The sequence below is a fragment of the Trichococcus shcherbakoviae genome, assembly GCF_963666195.1.
Lineage (GTDB): Bacteria > Bacillota > Bacilli > Lactobacillales > Aerococcaceae > Trichococcus > Trichococcus shcherbakoviae.
Genome location: NZ_OY762653.1, coordinates 1,363,127 through 1,388,375, shown reverse-complemented (window position 1 = coordinate 1,388,375; position 25,249 = coordinate 1,363,127). Strand labels below are relative to the sequence as shown.

26 protein-coding genes and 2 other annotated features are annotated in these 25,249 nt (G+C 48.0%); of the genes, 14 read left to right on the top strand and 12 right to left on the bottom strand.

All coding sequences use genetic code 11. The features are described from left to right. Positions 1 to 179: 179 nt before the first annotated feature. The 4 genes from ACKPBX_RS06465 to ACKPBX_RS06450 all read left to right on the top strand — a co-directional run bounded on the left by ACKPBX_RS06465 (position 180) and on the right by ACKPBX_RS06450 (position 2,620). On the top strand, positions 180 to 938 hold the full coding sequence (locus tag ACKPBX_RS06465) for a carboxymuconolactone decarboxylase family protein (RefSeq protein ID WP_319996342.1): 759 nt from the start codon (positions 180 to 182) through the stop codon (positions 936 to 938). 17 nt (positions 939 to 955) lie between these two features. After that, on the top strand, positions 956 to 1,312 hold the full coding sequence (locus ACKPBX_RS06460; RefSeq protein WP_319996341.1) for a MerR family transcriptional regulator: 357 nt from the start codon (positions 956 to 958) through the stop codon (positions 1,310 to 1,312). 311 nt (positions 1,313 to 1,623) lie between these two features. Further along, entirely contained in the window at positions 1,624 to 2,076 is a 453-nt protein-coding gene (locus tag ACKPBX_RS06455) for a MarR family winged helix-turn-helix transcriptional regulator (RefSeq protein ID WP_319996340.1), read from the top strand. 25 nt (positions 2,077 to 2,101) lie between these two features. Further along, complete coding sequence (locus ACKPBX_RS06450; protein ID WP_319996339.1) at positions 2,102 to 2,620, top strand: spermidine/spermine N(1)-acetyltransferase; 519 nt, start codon at positions 2,102 to 2,104, stop codon at positions 2,618 to 2,620. A 67-nt stretch (positions 2,621 to 2,687) separates the two neighbouring features. On the opposite strand, the gene ACKPBX_RS06445 is transcribed toward ACKPBX_RS06450, so the two are convergent. Further along, the gene (locus ACKPBX_RS06445) at positions 2,688 to 3,581 is read right to left on the bottom strand and encodes a MurR/RpiR family transcriptional regulator (protein WP_319996338.1); all 894 of its coding nucleotides are present in this window, start codon (positions 3,579 to 3,581) and stop codon (positions 2,688 to 2,690) included. Positions 3,582 to 3,809: 228 nt separating this feature from the next. Between ACKPBX_RS06445 and ACKPBX_RS06440 the strand changes: the two genes are divergently transcribed. The 3 genes from ACKPBX_RS06440 (at position 3,810) to mgsA (ending at position 6,548) form a co-directional block, all read left to right on the top strand. Further along, complete coding sequence (locus ACKPBX_RS06440; RefSeq protein ID WP_086629002.1) at positions 3,810 to 4,049, top strand: SWEET family sugar transporter; 240 nt, start codon at positions 3,810 to 3,812, stop codon at positions 4,047 to 4,049. A gap of 14 nt (positions 4,050 to 4,063) precedes the next feature. Continuing rightward, positions 4,064 to 5,500, top strand: a complete 1,437-nt coding sequence (locus ACKPBX_RS06435; RefSeq protein WP_319996337.1) for a 6-phospho-beta-glucosidase — start codon at positions 4,064 to 4,066, stop codon at positions 5,498 to 5,500. A gap of 628 nt (positions 5,501 to 6,128) precedes the next feature. Continuing rightward, positions 6,129 to 6,548 (top strand): methylglyoxal synthase, encoded by a 420-nt coding sequence (mgsA, locus tag ACKPBX_RS06430; RefSeq protein WP_086628999.1) that lies wholly within the window; start codon positions 6,129 to 6,131, stop codon positions 6,546 to 6,548. Positions 6,549 to 6,623: 75 nt separating this feature from the next. Here the strand turns inward: mgsA and ACKPBX_RS06425 are convergent, their stop codons facing one another. From ACKPBX_RS06425 to ACKPBX_RS06400, 6 genes are all read right to left on the bottom strand, one after another. Then, positions 6,624 to 7,811 (bottom strand): amidohydrolase, encoded by a 1,188-nt coding sequence (locus ACKPBX_RS06425; RefSeq protein WP_319996336.1) that lies wholly within the window; start codon positions 7,809 to 7,811, stop codon positions 6,624 to 6,626. Positions 7,812 to 7,888: 77 nt separating this feature from the next. After that, a complete protein-coding gene (locus ACKPBX_RS06420; RefSeq protein WP_319996335.1) occupies positions 7,889 to 8,746 on the bottom strand; it encodes a MetQ/NlpA family ABC transporter substrate-binding protein in 858 nt (285 codons plus the stop codon). A 125-nt stretch (positions 8,747 to 8,871) separates the two neighbouring features. Next, entirely contained in the window at positions 8,872 to 9,735 is an 864-nt protein-coding gene (locus tag ACKPBX_RS06415; RefSeq protein ID WP_086628993.1) for a MetQ/NlpA family ABC transporter substrate-binding protein, read from the bottom strand. A gap of 78 nt (positions 9,736 to 9,813) precedes the next feature. Then, the gene (locus ACKPBX_RS06410) at positions 9,814 to 10,668 is read right to left on the bottom strand and encodes a MetQ/NlpA family ABC transporter substrate-binding protein (protein WP_086628991.1); all 855 of its coding nucleotides are present in this window, start codon (positions 10,666 to 10,668) and stop codon (positions 9,814 to 9,816) included. 34 nt (positions 10,669 to 10,702) lie between these two features. Further along, entirely contained in the window at positions 10,703 to 11,383 is a 681-nt protein-coding gene (locus ACKPBX_RS06405; protein WP_086628990.1) for a methionine ABC transporter permease, read from the bottom strand. Next, on the bottom strand, positions 11,380 to 12,456 hold the full coding sequence (locus ACKPBX_RS06400; protein WP_119093251.1) for a methionine ABC transporter ATP-binding protein: 1,077 nt from the start codon (positions 12,454 to 12,456) through the stop codon (positions 11,380 to 11,382). Before ACKPBX_RS06400 ends, ACKPBX_RS06405 begins: the two co-directional genes overlap by 4 nt. A gap of 55 nt (positions 12,457 to 12,511) precedes the next feature. Next, positions 12,512 to 12,762, bottom strand: a binding site (T-box leader). A gap of 56 nt (positions 12,763 to 12,818) precedes the next feature. Further along, positions 12,819 to 13,086 (bottom strand) — a binding site (T-box leader). A gap of 263 nt (positions 13,087 to 13,349) precedes the next feature. On the opposite strand from ACKPBX_RS06400, the gene ACKPBX_RS06395 reads away from it, so the two are divergent. Then, the gene (locus ACKPBX_RS06395; RefSeq protein WP_319996334.1) at positions 13,350 to 14,507 is read left to right on the top strand and encodes an aminotransferase class I/II-fold pyridoxal phosphate-dependent enzyme; all 1,158 of its coding nucleotides are present in this window, start codon (positions 13,350 to 13,352) and stop codon (positions 14,505 to 14,507) included. A 72-nt stretch (positions 14,508 to 14,579) separates the two neighbouring features. Beyond that, entirely contained in the window at positions 14,580 to 14,768 is a 189-nt protein-coding gene (locus tag ACKPBX_RS06390; RefSeq protein WP_068621684.1) for a 2-hydroxymuconate tautomerase, read from the top strand. 179 nt (positions 14,769 to 14,947) lie between these two features. Here ACKPBX_RS06390 and ACKPBX_RS06385 read toward each other — a convergent pair whose 3' ends face one another. The 5 genes from ACKPBX_RS06385 to ACKPBX_RS06365 form a co-directional block, all read right to left on the bottom strand. Next, positions 14,948 to 15,262, bottom strand: a complete 315-nt coding sequence (locus ACKPBX_RS06385) for a hypothetical protein (RefSeq protein WP_119093253.1) — start codon at positions 15,260 to 15,262, stop codon at positions 14,948 to 14,950. A 152-nt stretch (positions 15,263 to 15,414) separates the two neighbouring features. Beyond that, positions 15,415 to 16,293 (bottom strand): helix-turn-helix domain-containing protein, encoded by an 879-nt coding sequence (locus ACKPBX_RS06380; protein WP_319996333.1) that lies wholly within the window; start codon positions 16,291 to 16,293, stop codon positions 15,415 to 15,417. A gap of 78 nt (positions 16,294 to 16,371) precedes the next feature. Then, positions 16,372 to 17,184, bottom strand: coding sequence for a sugar-phosphatase (gene yidA / locus ACKPBX_RS06375; RefSeq protein ID WP_086628985.1), 813 nt, complete (start codon positions 17,182 to 17,184; stop codon positions 16,372 to 16,374). Continuing rightward, positions 17,181 to 18,566, bottom strand: coding sequence for an HD domain-containing protein (locus ACKPBX_RS06370; protein ID WP_233436809.1), 1,386 nt, complete (start codon positions 18,564 to 18,566; stop codon positions 17,181 to 17,183). The genes yidA and ACKPBX_RS06370 overlap by 4 nt, the downstream gene beginning before the upstream one ends. A gap of 28 nt (positions 18,567 to 18,594) precedes the next feature. Beyond that, on the bottom strand, positions 18,595 to 19,437 hold the full coding sequence (locus ACKPBX_RS06365; protein ID WP_319996332.1) for a lipoate--protein ligase family protein: 843 nt from the start codon (positions 19,435 to 19,437) through the stop codon (positions 18,595 to 18,597). Between the two features lie 215 nt (positions 19,438 to 19,652). Between ACKPBX_RS06365 and ACKPBX_RS06360 the strand changes: the two genes are divergently transcribed. The 5 genes from ACKPBX_RS06360 (at position 19,653) to ACKPBX_RS06340 (ending at position 25,240) form a co-directional block, all read left to right on the top strand. Continuing rightward, the gene (locus ACKPBX_RS06360) at positions 19,653 to 20,078 is read left to right on the top strand and encodes a YwiB family protein (protein WP_160117035.1); all 426 of its coding nucleotides are present in this window, start codon (positions 19,653 to 19,655) and stop codon (positions 20,076 to 20,078) included. Positions 20,079 to 20,122: 44 nt separating this feature from the next. Further along, positions 20,123 to 20,731 (top strand): DNA-directed RNA polymerase subunit delta, encoded by a 609-nt coding sequence (gene rpoE / locus ACKPBX_RS06355; RefSeq protein ID WP_086628981.1) that lies wholly within the window; start codon positions 20,123 to 20,125, stop codon positions 20,729 to 20,731. A gap of 214 nt (positions 20,732 to 20,945) precedes the next feature. Next, positions 20,946 to 22,556 (top strand): CTP synthase, encoded by a 1,611-nt coding sequence (locus ACKPBX_RS06350; protein ID WP_086628980.1) that lies wholly within the window; start codon positions 20,946 to 20,948, stop codon positions 22,554 to 22,556. A 143-nt stretch (positions 22,557 to 22,699) separates the two neighbouring features. After that, on the top strand, positions 22,700 to 23,557 hold the full coding sequence (gene fba / locus ACKPBX_RS06345; RefSeq protein WP_086628979.1) for a class II fructose-1,6-bisphosphate aldolase: 858 nt from the start codon (positions 22,700 to 22,702) through the stop codon (positions 23,555 to 23,557). A 411-nt stretch (positions 23,558 to 23,968) separates the two neighbouring features. Then, positions 23,969 to 25,240, top strand: a complete 1,272-nt coding sequence (locus ACKPBX_RS06340) for a UDP-N-acetylglucosamine 1-carboxyvinyltransferase (RefSeq protein WP_086628978.1) — start codon at positions 23,969 to 23,971, stop codon at positions 25,238 to 25,240. The last annotated feature ends 9 nt before the right edge of the window (positions 25,241 to 25,249 follow it).

The window sequence follows — 25,249 nt, the reverse complement described above, 5'->3', positions numbered from 1 at the left end:
CGCCTCCAAATGTTTTATTTTTATAATAACCCTAGTGTAAGTGTTGGAGTAAACTCCAAGACAAGTGTTTTATGCCGAATAAAAAAATATTATTCAATAGCTGCTGTAACGGTTGACTTGGAGTCCACTTCAGGATTTAAACTGGGGGTAACAAAAATATGAAATAGGAGGAATGGAAGATGAAAATGAGCGAAACTGCCAAAAAGAACCATGATGAACTGTTTCCCGGGCACGTGTCGATATTGGCTGAAAAGGATCCGGAATTTATTGAAGTTTTTGATAATTTCGCGTTTGATGAAGTGCTGCAATGCACCAGTTTGGATGTGAAGGAAAGGCAGAAAGTGCTGTTGGCTGCTTTGATCGCCATGCAATGCGTGAACGAGTTCAAAGCGATGGCGAAGGGTTCTTTGAATGTAGCCGTCACGCCGATAGAGCTGAAGGAGATCGTCTATCAGGCCGTCCCTTATGCCGGCTTGGGGAAAGTGTTCGATTTCCTGCATGCGGCAAATGAAGTGTTGGAGGAAAGAGGGATTACGCTGCCGTTGGAGGGCCAATCCACAACGACTGTCGAAAACCGTTTTGAGAAGGGATTGGAAATTGTCCGCGAAGCTGCGGGGAACACTGTGGATAAAATGTTGGACACGATGCCGCAGAACCAGAAGCATTTTGCCACTTTTTTGGCGGATAACTGTTTCGGCGATTTCTTTACGCGCAGCGGGTTATCGATCCAGGAACGGGAACTGCTGATCTTTACCATGCTGGCTTCGATGGGCGGAGCTGAGCCGCAAATGAAGGGACATATCCGCAACAACCTCCGCATCGGCAATGATAAGCAAAAGTTATTGGATACAATCACAGTATTGTTGCCGTTCATCGGGTATCCGCGGACATTGACGGCGCTGAATTGCCTGAATGAAGTCGCTCCGGAAGAAAGCTGAAAGCGTAGGGGATAAAGATGAAAATCGCTCAAGTCAGCAAAGAGAAGAATATTTCACTTGATGGTTTGCGTTATTATGAACGGATCGGGCTGATCCCGCCCGTGAAACGGGTCAAAGGCGGCATCCGGGAGTATTCGGATGAGGATCTGAAGTGGCTGGATTTCATGATGGAGGTGCGATCTGCGGGGGTGTCGATCGAACCGTTGATCGATTATGTGCGTCTGTGTGGCGAAGGCTTCCATACCGTTCAGGCCAGGCGGGATCTGTGGGTCGACGAGTGCGACCTGTTGGAAGAGAAAATTTTCGGACTGCAGGAGACCTTGGCGCAAATGAAAGGCAAAGTAGACCATTACGACGGGATGCTGAAAGGCTAGGGTTGGGACATTTGTTCCAGCTCTTTTTTGTGTGCCAGTTTCATCCGAGGCACCTTGTTATTCGCTGGGACAGCGAGCGTTGTCGGATAAACTGGAAGAATCCGACAAACGGAGAGCAAATATGGTCATAATTGTCGGATGACTTGGAATATCCGACAAATTGAGAGCGAACGTGCCGCTCATTGTCGGATAACTTGGAAATATCCGACATTCGGAGCACCACATCTCTATTTCTTTAGGGTTTTTGTTGCAAATGCAACAAAAACCCGTTATGATTAATTTAAATTTCCTGAAGAAGGCAGGTGGGTTGTATGGCGGAAATTCTCCGTGAAATCGGCATGATCGCCAGGGCTTTGGATTCGATCGCGAATATTGAGTTCAAGGAGTTCGACCTGACGAGGGGGCAGTACTTGTACCTCATCCGGATCTGCGAAAATCCGGGCATCATCCAGGAAAAACTGGCGGAAATGATCAAAGTCGACCGCACGACGGCTTCGCGCGCCATCAAAAAACTGGAAGCGAATGGCTTCATAGAAAAGAGAATCGACTCCGCAAACAGAAAGATCAAACGCATTTTCCCGACTGAAAAAGGGAACGAAATCTCCCCGAACATCAGCAGAGAAAATGAGCACTCGGAACGGGTGGCGCTGCAGGGTTTATCGGAAGATGAATCAGCGCTTCTCCTCGGTCTGCTCCAAAAGGTCAGGAAAAACGTCGAAGGCGATTGGGAATACGTGAAAAAAGGCAACAAAAGAAACTACTGAAGCAATAATAAGGAGTGCATCATATATGGCAATCACACTGAAAAAATGCAGAAGCGAAGATTTGGCGGATCTTCAAGCAATCGGCATCGAAACGTTCACGGACACTTTCGCGGCCCACAACACGCCGGAAGACCTGCAGGCTTACCTGGATAAGGCCTACGATCCGGAAAAGCTGAAGGAGGAACTTTCGGCTGAAGGTTCGACCTTCTACTTTCTGTATGACGGGGTGGAACTTGCGGGCTACATGAAGATCAATGTCGAGGCAGCCTTGACGGAAAAACTGGATGCTGATTCGTTGGAAGTGGAGCGGATCTACATCCGGCCTGCCTTCAAGCGCAGAGGGCTCGGGAAATATCTGATCGACAAAGCGATCGAAATAGCCCGCGTTCAAGGCAAGGAGCTGATCTGGCTGGGGGTCTGGGAACACAATCTGAATGCCATCGCGTTTTATGAAAAGATGGGATTCGTCCATACCGGCTCGCATTCGTTCTTTATGGGCGACGATGAACAGACCGACTTCATCATGACTAAGAAACTGGGCTGACCAGCATACAAAAAAACCATCGTCGGGTTGGGAGCGATGGTTTTTTGCGGACACAACTGATATTTTATCATCTCGAAACGTGATCCTCTTCCTTGATGATATCAACCGTTGAGGATCGGCCGGCTTCAATCATCTTGGAAGTGCTGATCCGCAGTTGCAGGTTGGCATCGTAATCGAGTGCAAAGATGCAGGAATAGAGTACGTCCAGCAGGTACACGATGGCGCTGTCGGTGGAGAAGGTGGCGATTTTTGAATAGAGCTTCTCCCTTGTGCAAATTTTGAGCACGCAATCCGCAAGCCGGGCGGTCGTATTGTCCCCGATATTGGTGATGGCGATGATGGGGATATTGTTCGCTTTTAAATATTGGATTGTTTCGTTCAATATCGAAGTTTCTCCGGAATAGGAGACGATGATTGCGCAAGAGGAAGGATCCGCCAGGTGCGCCTTGAAGATCGTTTCGCCCTGCAACAAGCAGATTTCCACTCGTTTTTTGATCCGGGACATGTTGTGTTGGAATTCCTGCGTGATCAACAGGTTGTTGCTGACTGCAAAAAGACTGGTATAGGAAGACTTCCTGATGATCTGGATGGCCTTCTGCAGGTCGTCATGGGTGATCAGCGACAAGGTATCGTCGATGGATTCCTTTTCCAAGGCAGCAATTTTACTTGCAATCGACATGATGGTATCATTACGGTGAAAAGGCAGATTGGCGTTTATTTCACTGAAATGTTTCTGCAAATATTCCTCTTCTTTCAGGAAGGCTTCCTTTAAATCGCTCCAGCCGCTGAAGTTCATCTTATGGGCAATCCTTACCAATGTGGAAGGGGAAGTGTAAGTCGCCTCGGCAATCTCTTTTGTGGTCATTTCCTCGATGGCCGCTTTTTTCTCAAGTATATAGGTCACTATCTTTTGTTCGCTGTTCGAGAAATCAAAATTCTCCAGCCGTTCTCTGATGAGCATCCGCATCCCCCTCGCGTGTTTCTTCTGAACCTCACTATTATCCTATCATATTTGTGAATGTTATTTGATAATCCGGATCAAAAAAATGGGAAATTTGTAAACGGTGTTACGGAGTGTCCAGAAGTTATTGTTTCTGTTCCGCTATCCATTATAATCGAGTAGTAAAAGAATGTAGCCGCTTCGCTGGTCATTCGAGCCGTACATCCATATCGGTAGGGGGAGAAAAAAATGATAGGGTTCATCGCAGCTGTTTTAACAACATTGTCATTCGTGCCGCAAGCGTGGCAGATCATCAAAACCAAAGACACCTCAGGCATCTCGTTGGGCATGTACGCCATGTTTGTGGCTGGGGTTTTTCTATGGTTAATCCACGGATGGAACATCCAGGATTATGCTATCATTTCGGCGAACGGCATCACCTTGGTACTGGCTTCAATTATTTTGTTTTATAAAATCAAATATAAATAAGAGGAGAGATCATTATGGCACTGGATAAAGATTTTTTGTGGGGCGGCGCATTGGCTGCCCATCAGTTTGAAGGAGGGGTCCTGAATACCTCGAAAGGCTTGAGCGTGGCGGACGTCATGACAGCCGGAGCGCACGGCGTTCCCCGCGTCATCACGGACGGTGTGGTCGAAGGCAATTATTACCCGAACCACGTCGGCATCGACTTCTATGGGCGCTATAAAGAAGATATTGCCTTGTTCGCGGAAATGGGATTCAAGTGTTTCCGTACCTCCATCGCTTGGTCGCGCATCTTCCCGAACGGCGATGAAGCGGAGCCGAACGAAGAAGGCCTGCAGTTCTATGATGATGTTTTCGATGAATTGTTGAAATACGGAATCGAACCGGTCATCACGCTTTCCCACTTCGAGATGCCTTATCATTTGGCCAAAGAATACGGCGGCTTCATGAACCGCAAGACCGTGGATTTCTTCGTCAAATTTTCGGAAGTCTGCTTCAAGCGCTACAAGGGCAAAGTGAAATATTGGATGACCTTCAATGAAATCAACAACCAAATGAACTATAAAAATGATATCTTCGGCTGGACCAACTCCGGTGCGCACTTCGGCGACTACCCGAATCCGGAAGAAGCGATGTACCAATGTGGGCACTATGAATTGCTTGCCAGCGCATTGGCTGTAAAAATCGGTAAAGAGATCAACCCGGATTTCCAAATCGGAAATATGATCGCGATGGTTCCGATCTATCCTTATTCGTCTCGACCTGCTGATATGGTCTTGTCCAACCAAATGATGCATGACCGCTGGTTCTTCTGCGACGTGCAATGCCGCGGCCACTATCCTGCTTACGCCTTGAAGATGTTCGAACGCAAAGGCTTCAACCTGGACATCACCGAAGCAGACAAAAATGCTTTGGCTGAAGGCACTGTCGACTATATCGGCTTCTCTTACTATATGAGTAACTGCGTCGATTCGACCGTAAATAAAGATGTATCGAAATCTTTGGACGGTTCCAGCGCACATTCCGTGAAGAACCCGTTCATCGAGGAGTCCGACTGGGGCTGGGCGATCGATCCTGAAGGTTTGCGATACACATTGAATCTGTTCTACGAACGCTATGAAAAACCATTATTCATCGTCGAAAACGGCTTCGGCGCCATCGACATCAAGGAAGAGGACGGCAGCTGCCACGATCCATACCGCATCGACTACCTGAAGACGCATATCGAAGAAATGAAAAAAGCTGTCGAAGAGGACGGCGTCGATCTGATGGGCTACACACCATGGGGCTGCATCGACTGCGTATCCTTCACGACCGGCGAAATGAAGAAACGCTACGGCTTCATCTATGTCGATAGGGACAATGAAGGCAACGGAACACTGGAAAGAAGCAAAAAGGATTCCTTCGATTGGTACAAGAAGGTTATTGCCTCCAACGGGGAAGAATTAGCTTAAATTGCATACATGAAAAAGCTCAGCGGGATCGCGATATCCTGCTGAGCTTTTTGTATTCGGTAATGTGGTCCTTGTCCGATTCTTTGGTAATATCGGACAACCAGTGACGCCGCCGCATGTTGCTTGTCCGATTCTTTGGTAATATCAGACAACCACTGTCTCCGATGCGTGTTACTTGTCCGATTCATCGGTAATATTGGACAACCACGGTCTCCGATGCGTGCTGCTTGTCCGATTCATCGGTAATATCGGACAACCACGGTCTCCGATGCGTATTACTTGTCCGATTCATCGGTAATATTGGACAACCACACCCACCGATGTGTGCTGCGTGTTCAAGCAGTCTATTTTTATCCGGGCAATAGCGACCCGCTTGCTCAAAAAAACCACCGCTCATAAGAGCGGTGGCATAAAGGAGTTGTTCTTTACTTTGGAGGAGTAAAGAAGAGTAAAAGATTGTTGTGATTGGCCTATCTGTATAATAGTCCTCAATTGTGAAGACAATATGAAGAAATCCGTATATATTTTGGTTATTTCGGTACAGAAAAGAAAAATATTGCGACCGGTTCGACCATAAAACCCGCGAAATGATATACTGTTCTTATAAAAATTGCAGGGAGGAAATCAGATGAAAGTAGCATTAATTGCGCATGACCGTAAAAAAGATTTGATGATTCAATTATGTACCGCCTATAAAGCAATCCTTGAAGAACATGAATTGTTCGCGACCGGTACGACCGGCACCCGCATCATGGAAGCGACAGGATTGAGCGTACACCGTTTCAAGTCGGGCCCACTCGGAGGGGACCAACAGATCGGCGCCATGATTTCGGAAAATAAAATGGATATGGTGATCTTCCTGCGTGATCCTTTGGCCGCTATGCCCCATGAACCGGATGTAACCGCTTTGATCCGTTTGAGCGATGTCTATGAAATCCCGTTGGCTACCAATATCGGCACAGCCGAAGTGCTGCTCCGCGGATTGGATGCTGGCTTCGTCGATTGGCGCGAATTCTACAATGCGGAAGGCAGCATTGATTTCGGGTAAGCTGGTAACAGGCTGTTTACAAAAAAACGTGTCGCTCAGTTGGATCATTCCAGCTGAGCGACGCGTTTTTTTGCATTAAAATGGTTCTTTCAAGTAGGACAATGCATAGGAAATATGCAACTCCGTGGCGATGGCCAACCCTTTTTCATCGATGTCGAATTTCTCGTGATGATGTCCGTAGGCTGTCTCTTCGCTGCTCTGCGTGCCGATGAAACAGTAGACTCCGGGTGCAACCGCCAAGTAATCCGCAAAGTCGTCTGCGCCCATGCTTTTCGGGCTATCGGTGATTACGTTCTCCAATCCGACGATTTCCGAAGCGACCTTGATGGCATGGTTGGCTGCCTGGATGTCATTGATCAGCGGGGCCGCGGCATCGTAGTTGGAGAATTCGATGGTGGTGCGGTGCGCATCCGAAACATTACGGGCGATCCTTTCCACAGCCTCCAACACCTGGGCACGGACTTCATGGCTGAAGGTACGCACGGTCCCTTCGATTTCGGCCTCGTTGGCGATGATGTTGTAGTTCGTTCCCGCGCGCAGCACGCCGATGCCGACGACGACTTCATCTGTCGGTTTCACTTCACGGGAAACGATGGTCTGGAGCTCCGTTACGATGGCGGCTGCGCTGACCAAAGCATCGCGCCCCAGATCCGGACGCGAGACATGCCCGCTCTTGCCGGAAACTTTGATTTTGAAGATGTCGCAGGACGCATTGGAAGGACCTGGTGTAGCGACGATTTTGCCCAACTGTGTACCGGACTGGAGATGGATACCGAAGACATGGTCGATGCCGTCGATATAGCCGCCGCGCACGAATTGGCGCGCTCCGGCGCCGATTTCTTCCGCGGGCTGGAAGGCGAATTGGATTGTCCCGGCAAATTCATCCTGATGTTCCTTCAGGATTTTCAGCGCGCCCAACAGGGAAGCGGTATGGCCGTCGTGCCCGCAGGCGTGGTTGAAACCGGGGTTGACGGAAGCGTAGGATTTGCCGGTCTCATCCGGTAAAGGCAGTGCATCGATATCGGCGCGCAGCAGAATGGTCTTGCCTGCTCCTTTTCCGCCAATCAAGGTGACCAAGATGCCGGTCTCGCCGACGTTTATGTAAGGCACGCCGATTTCTTCGACTTCCTCCTTTATGCGTTGGATCGTTTCGAATTCCTTCAGGCCCGGCTCCGGATGACGATGGAAATGGCGGCGCAGGGCGACGATGTAGTCGTAGATATCGCTAACTTCTTCGTGGATCTGTTTTTGGTTGATTGTCATAGGGGTTCCTCCTTGGATCTGTATAGGAAAGGGGCTGTGGGCAAATGGCCCAAGCCCCTCGAAATAGTTCAGCTTTTCTATTCAGCTTCGTCCCAAACCGGGAACTGCGAGCCTTTTGAAGATTCTTCGATGACTTTGGCCGTTCCTTCGGATTGGTAGTAGGCTACGATCGTTTGGAAGACCTCGTTGTCGACATCTTCGGAAAGCGCCGCAATGACATTGTAATAAGGTTTTGAGTCTGCGGTTACCGGCTCAAGGAAGACGGCATCTTCGCTCGGGATGAATCCGGCATCCACGGCCATGCCGCTGTTGATGACAGAAGCGGTCACGTCCTGCAAAGCGCGGGCAGTCTGATTGGATTCAAGTGTCTGGAACTGCAGGTTCAATCTGTTTTCGATGACATCTTCAGTTGTCGGAACCAAACCGGCCGCAGTGTCAAGCTTGATCAGTCCGGCTGTCTGCAGCAGGATCAAAGCGCGTCCTTCGTTGGAGACGTCGTTCGGTATGGCAATCGTGTCGCCGTCCTTCAGTTCGTTGATGCTTGTGATTTTTTCAGAATAAAGTCCTAAGGGAGCCATTACCGTATAGCCGATGGTCGTCAATTCCGTTCCATGATCTCTGTTGTAGTTGTCCATGAAGATTTCTGTCTGGAATGAACTCAGATCGATCTCCCCTTCGGCTAAGGCATTGTTAGGGGTTGTGTAGTCGGTGAATTTGACCAGTTCGACTTCGATGTTCTCTTTTTCTTTCAGCTCTTCGATGACGTAATCCCAAGGCTCATTGACTTCGCCGACGACGCCCAGCGTTACTTTGACGGGTTCATTCGCGTCCGCAGTGGAAGAATCGCTGGAGGGATCGGAGGCTGCGTTGCCGCAAGCGGCAAGGAAAAGGCTGGCTGAAAGGGTCAAGGTTGCTAGAAATGTCTTATTTTTCATTAGTAAAGGGCTCCTTAGTATATAAAGATAGCATCAAGAGCGGCGCGAAAAGAAACGCACCGGCTTGATGCTACTCGTATATTTAGTATGTTTTCAGGCTATTGAAGATGAAGAAAGGGTTTCGCTTAGTCCCAAGCAGGGATATCTGTGTTAGCAGTTGTTTCTGCGATCAAAGCTTTTGTTTCTTCGGTTTGGTATGCCGCTACAACTTTTTTGTAGACTTCATTGTCAACATCTTCTGCACGCGCAGCTACAACGTTTTTGTAGATGTCCAAGACTTCCTGGATGTTGTCTGTATCCAAGTAAAGGGCATCTTCAGTCGGTACAAGTCCAGCATCGACGGCAAAGTTGGTGTTGATGACTGCAGCGCCTGCATCTTCAAGCGAACGCGGCAATTGAGCTGCATCCAATTCTTCGATGTTCAGGTTCTTAGGATTTTCGACGATGTCACCTACGGTTGGTGTTGTGCCGGTTGCGTTGTCCAAAGTGATCAAGTCTATGGCTTGCAACAGCAACAAAGCGCGTCCGCCGTTGGTTACGTCATTCGGGATAGCGATCGTGTCGCCGTCTTGAATTTCGCTGTACTCTGTATAATTGTTAGAATAGATCCCCAATGGAGAAACAAAAGTGAATCCAATCGGTGTCAAGTCTGCGTCGTTGTTTGCGTTGTAGTTCTCCAGGAAGGCCACGTGCTGGAAGGCGTTCAAGTCGAGCTCGCCGTTATCCAACGCGATGTTCGGTTGGTTGTAGTCAGTGAATTTGACGATTTCAAGTTCGATGTTCTCGTCTGCAAGACGCTCTGCGACGGCTTCCCAGATTTCGACTGCGGATTCGCTGACCAGACCGATTTTGACTGTAGTCGGTTCTGCTGCCACTGTGCTGCTGGACTCTGCAGCGGATGAATCAGCGGTTGTTCCGCCGTTTCCGCATGCTGCCAGGAATAATGAAGCTGTAAGGACAAGGCTACCAAATAATTTACTCTTTTTCATATGTATTTCCTCCGATTTGTTTTTTATATTTTTACATCACGTCTGCAAACGTGATTTTTGTAAACAAGTTAAGGGGTCTTACTGTTCCCAAGCGGGTACGTCGTTGCCTTCTGTGACATCGTCCAAGATCGCTGCTGTTTCGGATGTTTGGTATTCCGCAACAACTTGTTTGTAGGTTTCGTTGTCTACATCTGCTGCACGTGCCGCTACGATGTTTTTGTAGACGTCAGCAACGCTTGCAATGTTGTCAGTATCAAGGAAGAGGGCGTCTTCTTTAGGATTCAGGTCTGCATCAGTAGCGTAGTTCGTGTTGATGATTGCTGCGTCCACATCAGGAAGGGAGCGTGCAACTTGTGCAGCATCCAATTCTTCAAAGCTGATGTTCTTCGGGTTTTCTGTGATGTCGCTGACTGTCGGTGTTGTTCCTTTTGCTTCGTCGACTTTGATCAGGCCGATTGCTTGCAACAACAGGAGTGCGCGTCCGCCGTTTGTCACATCGTTAGGGATGGCGATTTTAGCTCCATCGGCGATGTCCGCATAGTCGGTAACTTTTTCGGAATACAAACCAAGTGGAGAAACATAAGTGAAGCCGATAGGAGTCAGATCAGACTTGTTATTGGCGTTGAAATCTTCAAGATAAGCAACGTGCTGGAATGCGTTCAGGTCGATGTCGCCATTCTCCAACGCGACGTTAGGTTGTACATAGTCGGTGAATTGGACGATTTCCAATTCGATCCCTTTTGCGTCCAAACGGCTGGCTACATCTTCCCAGACTTCAACTTCGACTTCGCTGACTACGCCGATTTTCACTGTCTCGTTATCTGAAGAAGCAGTGTCCGCTGCTGAGTCCGTGTTCGAGTCGCTGCTTCCGCAAGCTGCTAAAAATAAGGTAAGTGCTGCAACACCTGAGAATAATACGTTTTTCTTTTTCATGATTTGTTTCCTCCGATTTTGTTTTTTTATTTTTTTAATGGCTGACTTTCTTTACCAAGGCATTTCCGATGGCTTGGCTGATGAATACGATGATAAGGATGATGATGGTTGCGACCAAGGTCACGTCGTTCTGGAATCGGTTATAGCCGCGGGTGATGGCCAGGTTACCCAATCCGCCGCCGCCGATGGCTCCAGCCATTGCCGTCAAACCGATCAGGTTGATGATCGTTACGGATGACACGCGGATGATGCCGGCCAAGCCTTCTTTCAGGTAGACGCGGAAGATGATTTCCCAAGGGCTGGCACCCATTGATTGGGCCGCCTCGATGACGCCGGGATCGACTTCAACCAAGGCATTTTGGATCTGACGGGCATAGAAGGGAACGGTCGCTACAACTAGCGGCACGATCGATGCGGTCGTTCCGATCGAAGTGCCGACCACGAAGCGGGTGAACGGTACGATCAGTGCCATCAGGATGATGAAAGGCAGCGACCGGAAGATGTTGACCAGCTTATCGAGAACGTTGTACAGGTGTTTGTTCTCCAGGATGCCGCCATCTTCTGTGACCAGTAAGATGACCCCCAGGATGACGCCAAGCCCACCGGCGATCAGTCCGGCAATGAGTGTCATGTATAAGGTTTCCCATGTGCTCAGGAGCACTTCATCCCAAATCTCAGAGACGTTAGGGAGAAAGGTTGTCATGAATGTGTTCATTCTGCGTCGCCTCCTTTATTTTTCTTTTCGGCGATGATTTCTTCGGTGATGATTTCCACCGTTACGCCGTTATCCTGCAGATAGCGGACGGCTTTCGCGATCGCTTCGGGTGTCCCGCTCAGGACGAGCAGCAGGGTGCCGACTGGCGTGTCCTGCAGTATCTCGACGTTGCCGAAGAGGATGTTGCCTTGGACATTGAACGTGTTGGCCAGTTTGGCGATGAGTGGTTCGCCTGTGGAACCGCCGACGAAGGAAAGCTTTGTCAGCACATCATGCTCGTTCAGGTTCAGGATGGTAGGGTGGGTGATGACTGTCTCGATGCCGTGTTCGACATGCGTTGCTGTATCGATGAAGTCCTTCGTCAATTGGTTCTGCGGCTTCGTGAAGATGTCCAGAATCGAGCCGTACTCGATCACGCCACCGTCTTCCATCACAGCCACTTTGTTGCAGATTTCCTTCACGACCTGCATCTCATGGGTTATGATGACGATCGTCAGGTTCAATCTTTTGTTCAGCTCTTTCAACAGAGCCAGTATCGAAGAAGTCGTCTTCGGATCCAACGCGCTGGTCGCTTCGTCGCAAAGCAGCACTTCCGGGTCATTAGCCAAGGCGCGGGCGATGGCCACACGTTGCTTTTGCCCACCGGACAATTGGGAAGGGTAAGCATTGGCTTTTTCGGACAACCCTACTAATGAAAGAAGGTCGGTTACCTTGTCGTGGATTTCCTGTTTACTTAAGGAAGAATTCTTCAAGGGAAATGCGACGTTGTCGTGAATGGTGCGGGAGCGCATCAGATTGAAATGCTGGAAAATCATCCCGATTTTTTTGCGCGACTCACGCAAGTCCTTGTCGTTCAATGCCATCATGTCTTTTCCGCTCACGATGACTTTTCCTTCGGTCGGACGCTGCAGCAGATTGATGGTCCTTACTAATGTACTTTTGCCGGCGCCGCTGTATCCAACGATGCCGTAGACGTCGCCTTTATCGACTTCCAACGAAACATGCTGTACGGCATGGATGGCTTTGTTTTTGTCAGTTTTAAAAGTCACTGAGATATCCTGTAGACTGATCATGTATCTTTCCTCCTCTAATAAAAAAAGCATCCATCCTACATCAAAAAATTATGACGTTAAGGACGAATGCGGACGCTTCGTGTTACCACCTTTGTTCGAATCCCCCTCACGGCAGGATTCCTCCATGAGTGAAGGCTTGCTTCACTCGTGCACGATAAAGGGTGCTCCCATGAAGGATTTACCGCTTGTGCAGCTCATCCTTCCCGCTCCGAGGCCATCTTCAAAACCGTTCCGTATACCTGTTCTCATCCATCCAGGCTCGCTGTGATACGTTTCGATTTTTACTTTCCTCTTCCTTGCGTTTACAGTTTATCATAAAATCAAAAAACTCTCGCCTTATCTGCTGCATCATCTATGCGCAAGATAAGGACGAGAGGTCAAAGTTCGATCTCGTGTTACCACCTTAGTTCACGAAAGCATCGCTGCATCCGCCTTAGCCAGTGCGCCTGCATATTGCTGCAAGTCATACTGAGACACTGTAACGGGCGTTCCCGTCCTGTCTTAAGAAGTTACTCTTCGGACAAGCCACTCTGAGACCATCTTCAACCAACACTTCCTTGCTTGCTTTCACCTGACCAAGCTCTCTAATGAAGGAGTGGAATGATTTACTCTTCTCTTCGCTGTGTTTTTGATGTGATTAATATACCCAATCCCGCTTTCTTTGTCAACAGTTAAGATTAAAAAGAAACGTAAAATTTTCGAGCTTTCTCATTTTTCGCAATGGAAAACGCTCTCTTTAATTGGGAGATGCCATGGTACGCTTGACTTATGGACTGAATAGTCGTATTCTGATTAATATTAAAATTATGTGAGAAAAAGGATATGATCTATAAAAAAGCATGTGCCGATAGGGTTTCCGGCAGTGATGCAAACTTGGATGGAGGATGTAATACATGGCTTTGACAACGAATGAACTATTTTCCCGCATCAAACCTTCGCAGATCCGCGAATTTGATGAACTTTTCCGCAGTGTGGAAGACTGCATTCCGATGACGATCGGGGAACCGGATTTTGATATGCCCGAAAACGTCAAGCAGGCCGCCATCAAGGCGATCGAGAACAATGCCTCCCATTATGCGCACACTTCCGGCGAAATCGGCGTCCGGAAAGCAGTCAGCGAATTCCTGGAAAAGCAATATGATCTGCACTACGATCCTGAAACGGAGATCGTGATGACTGTGGGTGCTACTGAAGGGCTCTTCGCCGCGGCTTTCGGCTTGTTGAATCCGGGCGATCAGGTCATCATCCCGTCGCCGTTCTTTCCATTATACAGTTATGCAGTGGAACTGAACCGCGGCGAGTGCATCCTCGTCGATACTTCCGACACCGACTTTTTGATGACACCGGAGCTGCTGCACAAGACGATGGCCGAAAACAAAAATGTCAAAGCGATCTTTTTGAACTATCCGAGCAATCCGACGGGAGCTACCTATACAAAAGAAGAACTGACGGCTTTGGCCGACGCAATCAAGCAGTACGATATCTTTGTTTTGAGCGATGAAATCTACAGCGAAATCACCTACGGGGAAAAGCATACTTCGATCGCGACCATGCTGCGCGACCGCACGATCCTGTTCCAAGGTGCTTCGAAAGCCTTTGCGATGACAGGCTGGCGCGTCGGTGTGCTCGCAGCGGATGCGAAATGGATGAAGACCTTGTTCTTGGCCCATCAGCAATTGGTGACGACTGGCGTAACGGTTTCCAACCGGGCTGCCGAGGAGGCGTTCCGCAACAGCGCGCCGGATGTCGAAAAGATGCGTTCCGAATATGAGAAAAGAAGAAACATCCTCGTTCCCGCTTTGCAGGAAGCCGGCTTTGAGGTTCCCGCGCTGAAAGGTGCCTTCTATGCTTTTGCGAAGATTCCGGCGAAGTTCGGTACGGACGATAAGGCTTTCTGCCGCGAAATCGGCATGAACGCCAAAGTAGGCATGCTGCCTGGCTCGATCTTCGGACCAGGCGGAGAAGGCTATGTCCGCATGAGCTATGCGTTGAGCACGGAGATGGTCGCCGAGGCGGCTGAACGCCTGAAGACTTACATCGCCTCCAAATAGAGGTGCAATCTACAGGGAGTCTTGTTAAAATGAAACTGAGTCGAAACCATAAAGCGAAAAGAGGGAATTGAAATGCCATATGTTCACATCGAATTGCTGGAAGGCAGAACCGACGAGCAGAAACAAGCGTTGATGCGCGATGTCGTGGATGCTGTCGTAAAAAACGCCAATGTATCGAAGGAAAGCGTGCACGTAATCCTGAATGAGATTTCGAAACAACATTTGACCAAAAATGGAGAATTCATAGGCGAAAAAGCTTAAGGATTCCATCAAATAAGCCAAGGCGGGAATGAAAACCCCAACCTTGGCTTATTTTTTTCGTAACCGATTTGCTACAGAAACCATATATCGCCGATGATCAGACGGATCCAATTCATGGGTGATGCCCCCTTTCACAGTACAGGCAAGCTTGCGACCGGAAACAATGAATACAAAAGCAGCTATTTTTCGTAAAAGGTACTTTTGACATAGAGAAGCAGGAAGATTGCCAAGAGGACAACGACATTCAGAGCCAGCCCCAAACTTGGCGGAAGGATCTGAATAAGCAAGGCCAGCACGATCAGATTCAAGACATCGATGCCAAGGAAAGTCCAATGCTGCGAGGATTCCATGCAGTTGCTGGAAATAAACAAGAGACCGCTGCATATGCCGATTGTGAGCCACCAATTTGTAGGCACTTCCGGATACCGGGCTATTCCGATCAGGCAAGCGGAACCCAATATATAAGCACATAAGTTGCATTTTTTTGGATTCATGGACTTCCCCCCTTCCTTGAAAAATTGGTCATTTCGGGAATTGTCAGGACAGTTTTCCCATGGTTGCTTTCATTTTAATACAGATGGTTCGTCCTTCCACGAAATATTCCTATAAGCATAATTAGGTATCTCATGTATGCAAAAAGACGACCTCAACTAGAGGCCGCCTCTTCCAGAAGGTTGTATTCATTTTCGAGATTGGCTTTGAAGGCCTGGTCGTCCGCTGCTTCGATCAAGCGGAAGGCCTGGTCGATCAGCAGCTGGCCTTCGAGATTGCCTGTCTTCGCTAAGGCGAAGCCTTTCCTGAGGTAGCAGACACATAGATGCCGGTAGGAGCCTGCTTCCTTTGCAGCTGGGATCAGTTCATTGATGCGGGTGATCGTCTCTGTGTAACGCCCGTTCTTCAACAGCAACAAGCACAGGTTGTAGCGTAAGGAGACGGCGATTTTGCTTGCGGAGGGATGACCGGCGTATTTTTGTATCTGCGCCAATGCGGTCCCGGAAATCAGGATGGCTTCGTCGATAGGGAACAGAAACAGCATCGCATTGATCATCCTTAATTCGACCAGATACCAGCCATCAAGCTTCTCGAGCCTTTCCCATACAGGCCGTACTTCTTTACGGGCGCCCACAACGTCTCCGGTTTTTGCCATAATGATCAGCGCATCCGTCAGATGGATGATGTCAGCGATGATATAATCGGCATGTGCTTTCAGATAGTTCCGGGCTTTTTCGCGAAGCTCCTCCAACAATGCGACATCGTTGAAAGAGAGATTCATGAAAGCCGTCAGCAGCTGTTCCTTTTCGGAATGATTGTAATCATTCATGATGTACTGGAGTTCTTCATCGGACATGTCCAGCCTGCTCAAAAGATGCCGATAGTTTCCCAGCGTCGGCTCGATCAGATCCCTTTCCATCTTGGAATAGGTCGACTGGTGGATCTTATTTTCCGCCATGTACTGTTGGGAATAATGTTTGTTTTTCCTTATCCTTAAGAGGGTTTTTCCGAACCCCGCAGAATGATTATCCATATCATGCACCTGCTTCACGCTTGATTAAAATAATGGGGCTGTCTCAATGAGACAGCCCCATGCATACCTTTTTCCGGTTTATTTATTCAAGTAAGTTCTGATTGCGTGGGCTACGCCGCTTTCAGCGTTTGATTTGGTGATGAAATCCGCGGCTTCCTTCACTTTGTCGACGGCATTGCCCATCGCTACGCCGACGCCTGCGTATTCGATCATGCTCAGGTCGTTCTCGTTGTCGCCGATGGCCATGATGTTTTCCGCGTCGATATTCAATAATGCAGCCAATTCGGCCAAAGCGCTGGCTTTACCAGCGTCTTTGTTCAGCACTTCCAGGAAATGCGGTTCGCTGCGGACAATCACATAGTCTTCATGGAACTGCGCTGGAATCGCTGGAATCAAGATATCCAACAACTCTGGCTGGTCGATGAACATGATTTTCGTGAACAGTTTATCTTCCGGCAATTCAGCCAACGAGCGATAGCGGATCGGCATCGTCGTAATGAAAGACTCGCGTGTCGTGAAGATGCTGATGTCTTTGTTTGCGGTATAGATGGCTTCATTGTCGATCCCGTGCGTATGCACGTTGAACTTATCGGCCAATTCGTTGATTCTGACGAAGTCGCTGTAATCCAACGTGTGCGAAACAAGCACTTCATTTGTTGCGGTAGACAGAACCAAAGAGCCGTTGTAGGTGATGACGTAATCTTCATCCTGATCCAAATCCAATTCTTTGATGTAGCGTTTGACGCCAGGGAACGGTCTGCCGGTGCAGAGCACGATTTTGACGCCTTGTTCACGCGCTTCCGTGATGGCTGCCTTGACTTCCGGGGTGATTTTGAATTCCTTGTCCACCAAGGTGCCGTCGATGTCGATGGCGATTAATTTGATGCTCATAGTGTGCCTCCTGTTTGTTGGGTTGGTAAAATTTCGTCATTCTCGAAAAAAGCTGAAAATTCCTGCGAAAGGGACTCGAACAGATTGATGCCCGCTTCCTCGTCGCCATGGGTAATTTCACGCGGGAAGTAGAAACGCTCATCCCCGCGGACCTTGCCCGTCAAAGCTGAAACAATCGAACTTGCTTGCGAAAGCTCCAGGAAACTGCCATTTTTCTGGACAAGCTCAATCTGGGTCCGGGTCGTGGCCTGATGCGGCCGGTAAAGATCATACGGCAGGTCATAACTGTTGTTTACTGCGGTGTAGTAATTTCTGTTGAAGCCCATGCGCTCAACGAGTGCACTCATGCGTTCCAGTGTAGCATCATCGCGTCCTTTTGTGTAGCGGACCGATTTGAAAGGGTGGCGGTTGACGAAGCGATGGGCCAGATCGTTCAGAATCGGATCCTTTTCATCAAGCCAATGGTTGAAGTAGGTAGTCAGGACCCCGTCATCCAAACGCAAGTAATCTTTCAGCGTCCATGTCTGCTTGAAGAACGGCGTCAGGAATGTGGCGGTATGGCGGAATTCGGCTTGTTCATCCAAATAGACATCCTTCGCGCGCTTCAGCAGATGGCTGAGAACGACCTCCATGCCGCGGGAAACCGGATGGAAATAGATCTGCATATACATCTGATAGCGGCTGACGATATAATCCTCCACCGCATGCATGCCGGAAATGTCAAAGGCGATACCGTTCTCGTAAGGCCGGATGACTCGCAGGATCCTCGTCAGGTCAAAATTGCCGTAAGTGACGCCGGAATAATAGGCGTCGCGCAGCAGGTAATCCATCCGGTCCGCATCGATCTGGCTGGAAATCAGCTGCACCACTTGCGGATTATCGTAGGTTTTGGCGATGACGGCGGCCACTTGATTCGGAAAATCAGGACCGATCTGCTGCAGGATCCGATTGATTTCGGTATCAGGGGAGGTAATGATCTCGATTGTGATGGCTTCATGGTCCGTATCGAATATTTTTTCGAAGGTATGCGAGAACGGTCCATGGCCGATGTCATGCAGTAAAGCGGCGCAAAGCGTCACGAGCCGCTCCCTATCATCCCAAAGGCCGTCCCCAGGCTCTTTGCTGGGGTAATTCCGGACAAATTTATCGCAGATGCGGCGGGCGATTTCGTAGACTCCCAAAGAATGATTGAAGCGGGAGTGTTCAGCGCCATGGAAAGTATAGGAAGAGGTCCCTAATTGCTTGATCCGGCGCAAACGCTGGAATTCAGGTGTATTGATCAGGTCCATGATGATCCGGTATTGGATATGGATGTAGTCATGGACAGGGTCACGAAATACTTTTTCTTTCGGCAATAATTCCGCGGTATAGTGTGTACTCAAATCGCATCGCCTCTTTCTGTCATTCCCTTTAGGACTGCTGTTCCTTATTGACTTGTTCATTGCGTTTTTTCATTTTCGCATAAGCCGTTTCATACTCTGATATCAGACGCTCCGTGTATTCCCCTGGCAGGAGTGTGTTGCCGTTGCGGTTGAAGACGGACAAGATCCGTTCTTTCACATCGGCTACCGTCAACGGTTTGTCCAGCAATTCCGCCAAGTTTTCCATGGATCCGGGATCGACGGTCGGGAAATGCCAGCGGGTCTCTTCGCCTTGCAGGCTCTCATCGTAGAAGCGGCGGATCATTTCCCCGCGCTCCTGCTGATTGCCGTTTACGCTCATGTAGATCATGATGGCCACGCCGTTTTTGAAACGGCGCTGCGCGATGCCGGCGAATTTTTTGCCGTTGATGCTCAGGTCGAAGTCGCCCGGACAATAGGAGTCGCTGATTTCGAAAGCTTCGATCACCTGTTCGGAATCTGAAAAAGCCTGCTCAACCAGCTCCTTCATGAGGACATAACCGTCATGGATGGTGAGTTTGGCATTTTCGGTTTCGGGAAGCACCAGAGAGAAATTCAGGATCCCCTCATCGGCTACGACGGCCAGTCCGCCGGCATTGCGGACGACGATATCGGTCGGAACGCTCCGTAAATACCGCAAGCCGTCCTCCAGATGGGGCAGGCGCGTGTCCATCATACCCAGGATGACCAGCTTTTCCATCGGCCAAAAATGCAAGGCAGCCGGAGCTTCAGCGTTCCCTACCAAGCGGATCAAAGCATCGCCCATCGCGAAGTGTGCGAGAGGGTCGGCGCCGAATGCTGTATTTGAAGTATCGTAGATATGATAAATGTTGTTTTTTAAATAGTTTGTCATATTCGCTTCCTTATCTTTGGGGTTGTTTCTGCTCCCATTATAGCAAAGTTCAGGCAAGATTTGAGTGTGAATTGCAGCGAAAGGCAGGATTTCTTCGCATTTTGGAAAATCAGCCCGTAAATGATTGACCAGCGCTTATTTGTACCGCTATACTGTACTTGAAAAACACGTGCGGCCGCAAGGATTCAGCACGAGGGTCAATGAGGTGGAAAAGCTTGTCTTTAAAAGAAGGAATGCCCATCGAGTTCCAATTGGAAACGCTGGTGAAGCAAGAAGGGGAGCAGGAAAGCTTCCTATATGAAGGAATGGGTCAAATCGTGGAAATGGGCAACTGGCTCTATCTGCGCTATATCGAAGCCGACACAGCTGTACCGGTCACTTTCAAATTGTCCCGTGAAGGGAAAATGACGATTATCCGCAGAATGGAACAGACGAGCCGCATGACCTTCGATGCAGAAGGAAAAGGCATGGCTATGCTTCCGACGCCGGCCGGACTGATGGAAATCGAAACGATCACCCATGAGATGTTGCTGGAATTCAAGGAAAAGCCGTTTGCCGGAAAAGTTACCTTGCATTACGAACTCCAAATGAACGAACAAAAATTGGGAGATTATCGAATTGAATTGCAATTTACCACCTGAGTATTGTATGATTAAGAGTAAACTTTTGAAAGGACGTGACACCATTGAAATTGAAGCAATTAGATGGTACAAGCAAAAACGAATTGTCAATGATAGAAGTTGCACACGCAATTTTCGAAGAAAACGGTGACGTACTGGACTTTAACCAATTATTGGTTCAGATACAGGACTATCTTGAAATGTCGGAAGAAGAATTGGAAAGTAAGATGACACGTTTCTACACTGACTTGAACATTGATGGCAGCTTTATTTCTTTAGGAGAAAATCGTTGGGGATTGCGTTCATGGTATCCAATTGATTCAATCGATGAAGAGATTCTTTCCAGTATCGATGAGGATGAAGTGAAAGTCCGCCGCAAGAAACGCAAGAAGCTGAATGCATTCGCTACATCAGAAGATGATGATGATGTGATCGATTATAATGATGACGATCCGGAAGATATCGACGTTGCTGATGAAGACGAAGAAATCGATGTGGATGAGGATGAAGTCGATGATGTCGACGCTGTGGATATCACGGATGACGATGATGACATCACGAGTGGCATCGAAGAAGACTTGACCTTGATCATCGAAGAGGAAGATCTTGAAGATGAAGAAGAGTTCGAAGATGAAGAAGAGTTCGTTGCGGAAGAAAAGGGCGAAGAAGAGTAATCATTCCCCCGGTATCCAATTCTTTCTTGACACCTTATGTAATTGGAGGTATCATCTTCATTGGGCTCCCAAAAAGTATTTCTTTTTGGAAAGTATACGTTGAATTTCTACGGCTCCCTGTTCTTAAGAACAGGGAGCTTTATTTTGTTTATTGCAGCGTTGGAGAATCCTTCGGACATAATTTTGCACATTTAAAAACAGGGGGAAGAAAAAAATGACTAAGTATATTTTTGTAACAGGCGGGGTAGTATCTTCAATCGGTAAAGGTATCGTTGCGGCGTCTTTGGGACGTTTGCTTAAAAACCGTGGATTGAAGATCACGATCCAAAAATTCGACCCTTACATCAATGTGGATCCAGGAACGATGAGTCCTTACCAACACGGGGAAGTGTTCGTCACTGATGACGGCACCGAAACCGATTTGGACTTAGGCCACTATGAACGTTTCATAGACATCAATCTGAATCAATATTCAAATGTGACTACCGGGAAGGTTTATTCCGAAGTCATCCGTAAAGAACGCAAAGGGGACTATCTAGGGGCTACTGTCCAAGTTATCCCGCATATCACGAATGAAATCAAAGAAAAAATTATGCGTGCCGGTGAAACGACTGATTCGGATATTGTCATCACCGAAGTGGGCGGAACCGTTGGGGATATCGAATCCTTGCCATTCCTGGAAGCCTTGCGTCAAATGCGTATGGAAGTCGGCGCTGAAAATGTGCTGTACATCCACACGACCTTGATCCCTTATTTGCGCGCTGCCGGCGAATTGAAGACAAAGCCGACACAACACAGCGTTAAAGAATTGCGCAGCCTGGGTATCCAACCGAACATCTTGGTTGTGCGTACAGAAATGCCGTTGCCACAACATATCAAAAACAAATTGGCATCCTTCTGTGATGTGAAACCTGAAGCGGTCATCGAATCCCGTGATGTGGAGACGTTGTACGAAATTCCTTTGATGCTTCAGGAGCAAAATATGGATCAGATCGTCTGCGATTATCTTGGTCTATCCGATCTGCCTCCAGCCGATATGACGGATTGGAAAGCCTTGGTCGAAAAAGTCCAAAGTCTTGAAAAGACTACCAAAATCGCTTTAGTCGGAAAATATGTGGAACTGCAGGATGCTTACTTGTCTGTGGCTGAAGCATTGAAGCATGCCGGTTATGCGCACAATACGGAAATCGACATCCAATGGATCAATGCGGAAGAAGTTACTACTGCGAACGCGCAAGAGCACTTGGCTACTGCGGATGGAATCCTTGTTCCAGGTGGATTCGGAGACCGAGGCATCGAAGGCAAAATCGCTGCCATCCAATACGCACGCGAAAACAATGTGCCGTTCTTCGGTATCTGTCTGGGTATGCAATTGGCCTGTGTCGAGTTTGCCCGTAACGTTGTCGGTTTGGAAGACGCGGATTCAGCTGAAACCAATCCGAATTGCAAAAACAACATCATCGATCTGATGCCTGACCAAGAAAATATCGATGAGATGGGCGGCACATTGCGTTTAGGCCTGTATCCTTGCGAGTTGAAGGAAGGTACGTTGGCTAAGAAACTTTATAACAATGCTGATATGGTTCAAGAACGTCATCGCCATCGTTATGAATTCAATAACGCTTATCGTGAAATCCTGGCTGAAAAAGGCATGGTCTTCTCAGGCGTATCCCCGGATCAACGCTTGGTGGAAATTGTGGAATTGAAAAACCATCCGTTCTATATTGCTGCCCAGTTCCATCCTGAGTTCATCTCACGCCCGAACAGACCGCAGCCGATCTTTGACGGCTTTATCGCTGCTTCTTTGGAAAACGCAGGCAAATAAGCGGGACATTCCTCTCCCGATTTGACTGATATTGTATTTTAATGAGCAGGTTTGACTGAAAAGGTAGTAAATATTTTCAGTTTCTGCTAAAATAGGTGTGTTGTAAGAAATATAGACCAATGGATTCCAAGGAGGCAACAAGAATGAGTCGTTTAGTAAGTATGACAGATATGTTAAACAAAGCGTTAGAAGGAAAGTATGCCGTAGGACAATTCAATATCAACAACCTTGAATGGACGCAAGCTGTATTGCAAGCTGCACAAGAAGAAAAATCTCCAGTTATTTTGGGTGTTTCTGAAGGCGCAGCAAAATACATGGGCGGACATTTAGTTGTTGCAGCTATGACTAATGCTTTACTAGAAACTATGGACATCACTGTTCCTGTAGCATTGCATCTTGACCACGGTACAAGCTTTGAAAGCTGCAAATCCGCTATCGATGCTGGTTACTCGTCTGTAATGATCGACAAATCACATTACCCTATCGATGAAAACATTGCTCAAACTAAATTAGTAGTTGAATATGCTAAATCTAAAGGCGCTTCTGTTGAAGCTGAAGTTGGAACTGTCGGCGGAACTGAAGACGGAATCACTGGCGGAATTCAATACGCTAACCCAGCTGAATGCTTACGCATGACAACTGAGGCAGGTATCGATGCATTGGCTGCTGCTTTAGGTTCTGTACACGGACCTTACTCTGGCGAACCTGTACTTGGTTTCGACGAAATGAAAGAAATTTCTGAATTGACTCACAAACCATTAGTATTACACGGTGGTTCAGGAATTCCAGAACACCAAGTCAAAAAAGCTATCGAGTTCGGACATTCAAAAATCAACGTGAACACTGAATGCCAACAAGTCTTTACAGCTGCTGTAAGAGAAAAATTAGCTACAGACGCTAACGTTTACGATCCTCGTAAAGTTATCGGACCTGGTAAAGAAGCAATCGTTGCTGTCGTTAAAGAAAGAATGCAAGTTTTCGGTTCAAGCAACAAAGCTTAATTTAATCAAACGATCTTTGAGGAGGTCTGGGGCCTATGTTCCAGATCTCCTTTTTTGTACTTATTTTTCCCCTACGCATGTATACACTGGCGCGTCGTTTTCCATATATTCCTGAGTTTGTGTTACCATAAGACCATAAGATAAGGACCGTTGTCATCTTATTGCGCTGTTTGGCCGTATCAAATTGAGAAATATAGCGGAAAGCAGACGTTTGCATAAAAAAACTAGTAATGGACCCTGTATTTTTGTTAGAATTGTAGGTGATCAACCGACAATCAAATGAAACTAAAAAATAATGTTATTTAGGTATCGTAGCACCGTTTTTCTTGTGGCAAGAAAAACGTGCGAACGATTCCATTTATTTCCGGGCGATTTGTCGTTCGGCAACTACACATGAAGTGAGGCTTTTTTATGAAAAAATTAGTTATAGAGGGGAATAAACCGTTGAACGGTGAAATCACCATCAGCGGAGCGAAAAACAGTACGGTTGCGCTGATTCCGGCTGCCATTTTGGCGGACTCCCCAGTCATCTTGGAAGGCATCCCTAACATTCAGGATGTGCACTCCCTTATTGATATCCTTGAGGACTTCAACGTAGAAGTGTCTTTTGATGAGGATGAGGGCATCGTCACGATCGATCCAACCAACATGATTTCCATTCCGATGCCTACCGGAAAAATCAAAAGCTTACGTGCGTCGTATTATTTCATGGGAGCCATCCTTTCGAAATTTGGTGAAGGCGTCATCGGGCTGCCTGGTGGCTGTTTCTTAGGCCCAAGACCGATCGATCAGCACATCAAAGGTTTCGAGGCGTTGGGTGCGACAGTGCGCAATGAAATGGGTGCCATCTACCTGACTACACCAGAAGAAGGGCTGAAAGGCGACCGCATTTATCTTGACGTGGTTTCGATCGGAGCGACCATCAACATCATCTTGGCGGCGGTCAAAGCTAAAGGACGGACAATCATTGAAAATGTGGCTAAAGAGCCGGAAATCATTGATGTCTGTATCTTGTTGAATAACATGGGAGCGAAAATCCGCGGAGCCGGTACGGATATCATCCGAATCGAAGGCGTGGAAAGCTTGCATGGCTGCAGACACACCGTGATACCTGATCGCATCGAAGCAGGGACATACTTGGCCGCTGCCGCTGCAATGGGCGAGCGTGTGTTGGTGAAAAATGTGATCGTCGAGCATATCGAAAGCCTTATCGCAAAAATGGAAGAAATGGGCGTAGATATGGAAATCGGCGAGGACAGCATCCTGGTCAAAAAATCCGAAAACCTGAAGATGGTTCATATCAAGACGTTGCCTTATCCTGGTTTTGCGACGGACCTTCAGCAACCACTGACTCCGCTCTTGTTGAAAGCGAGTGGTGACGGCACTATCATCGATACAATCTATCCGAAGCGCGTCAACCATATCCCGGAACTCCGCAGGATGGGTGCGAAGGCCAAGGTGGAAAGTGACATGATCTTCATGCAAGGCCCCAACAAATTGACCGGTGCGGAAGTTACTGCCAGCGATCTGCGTGCTGGAGCCTGTCTTGTCATCGCCGGATTGATGGCGGAAGGCACAACCACAATTTCCGGTATCGAGAATATCCTGCGCGGGTATGATCATATCGTCGAAAAACTGACTGCTTTGGGTGCGGACATCAAAATGATCGAAGACGAAGAATAAACTTCTTCG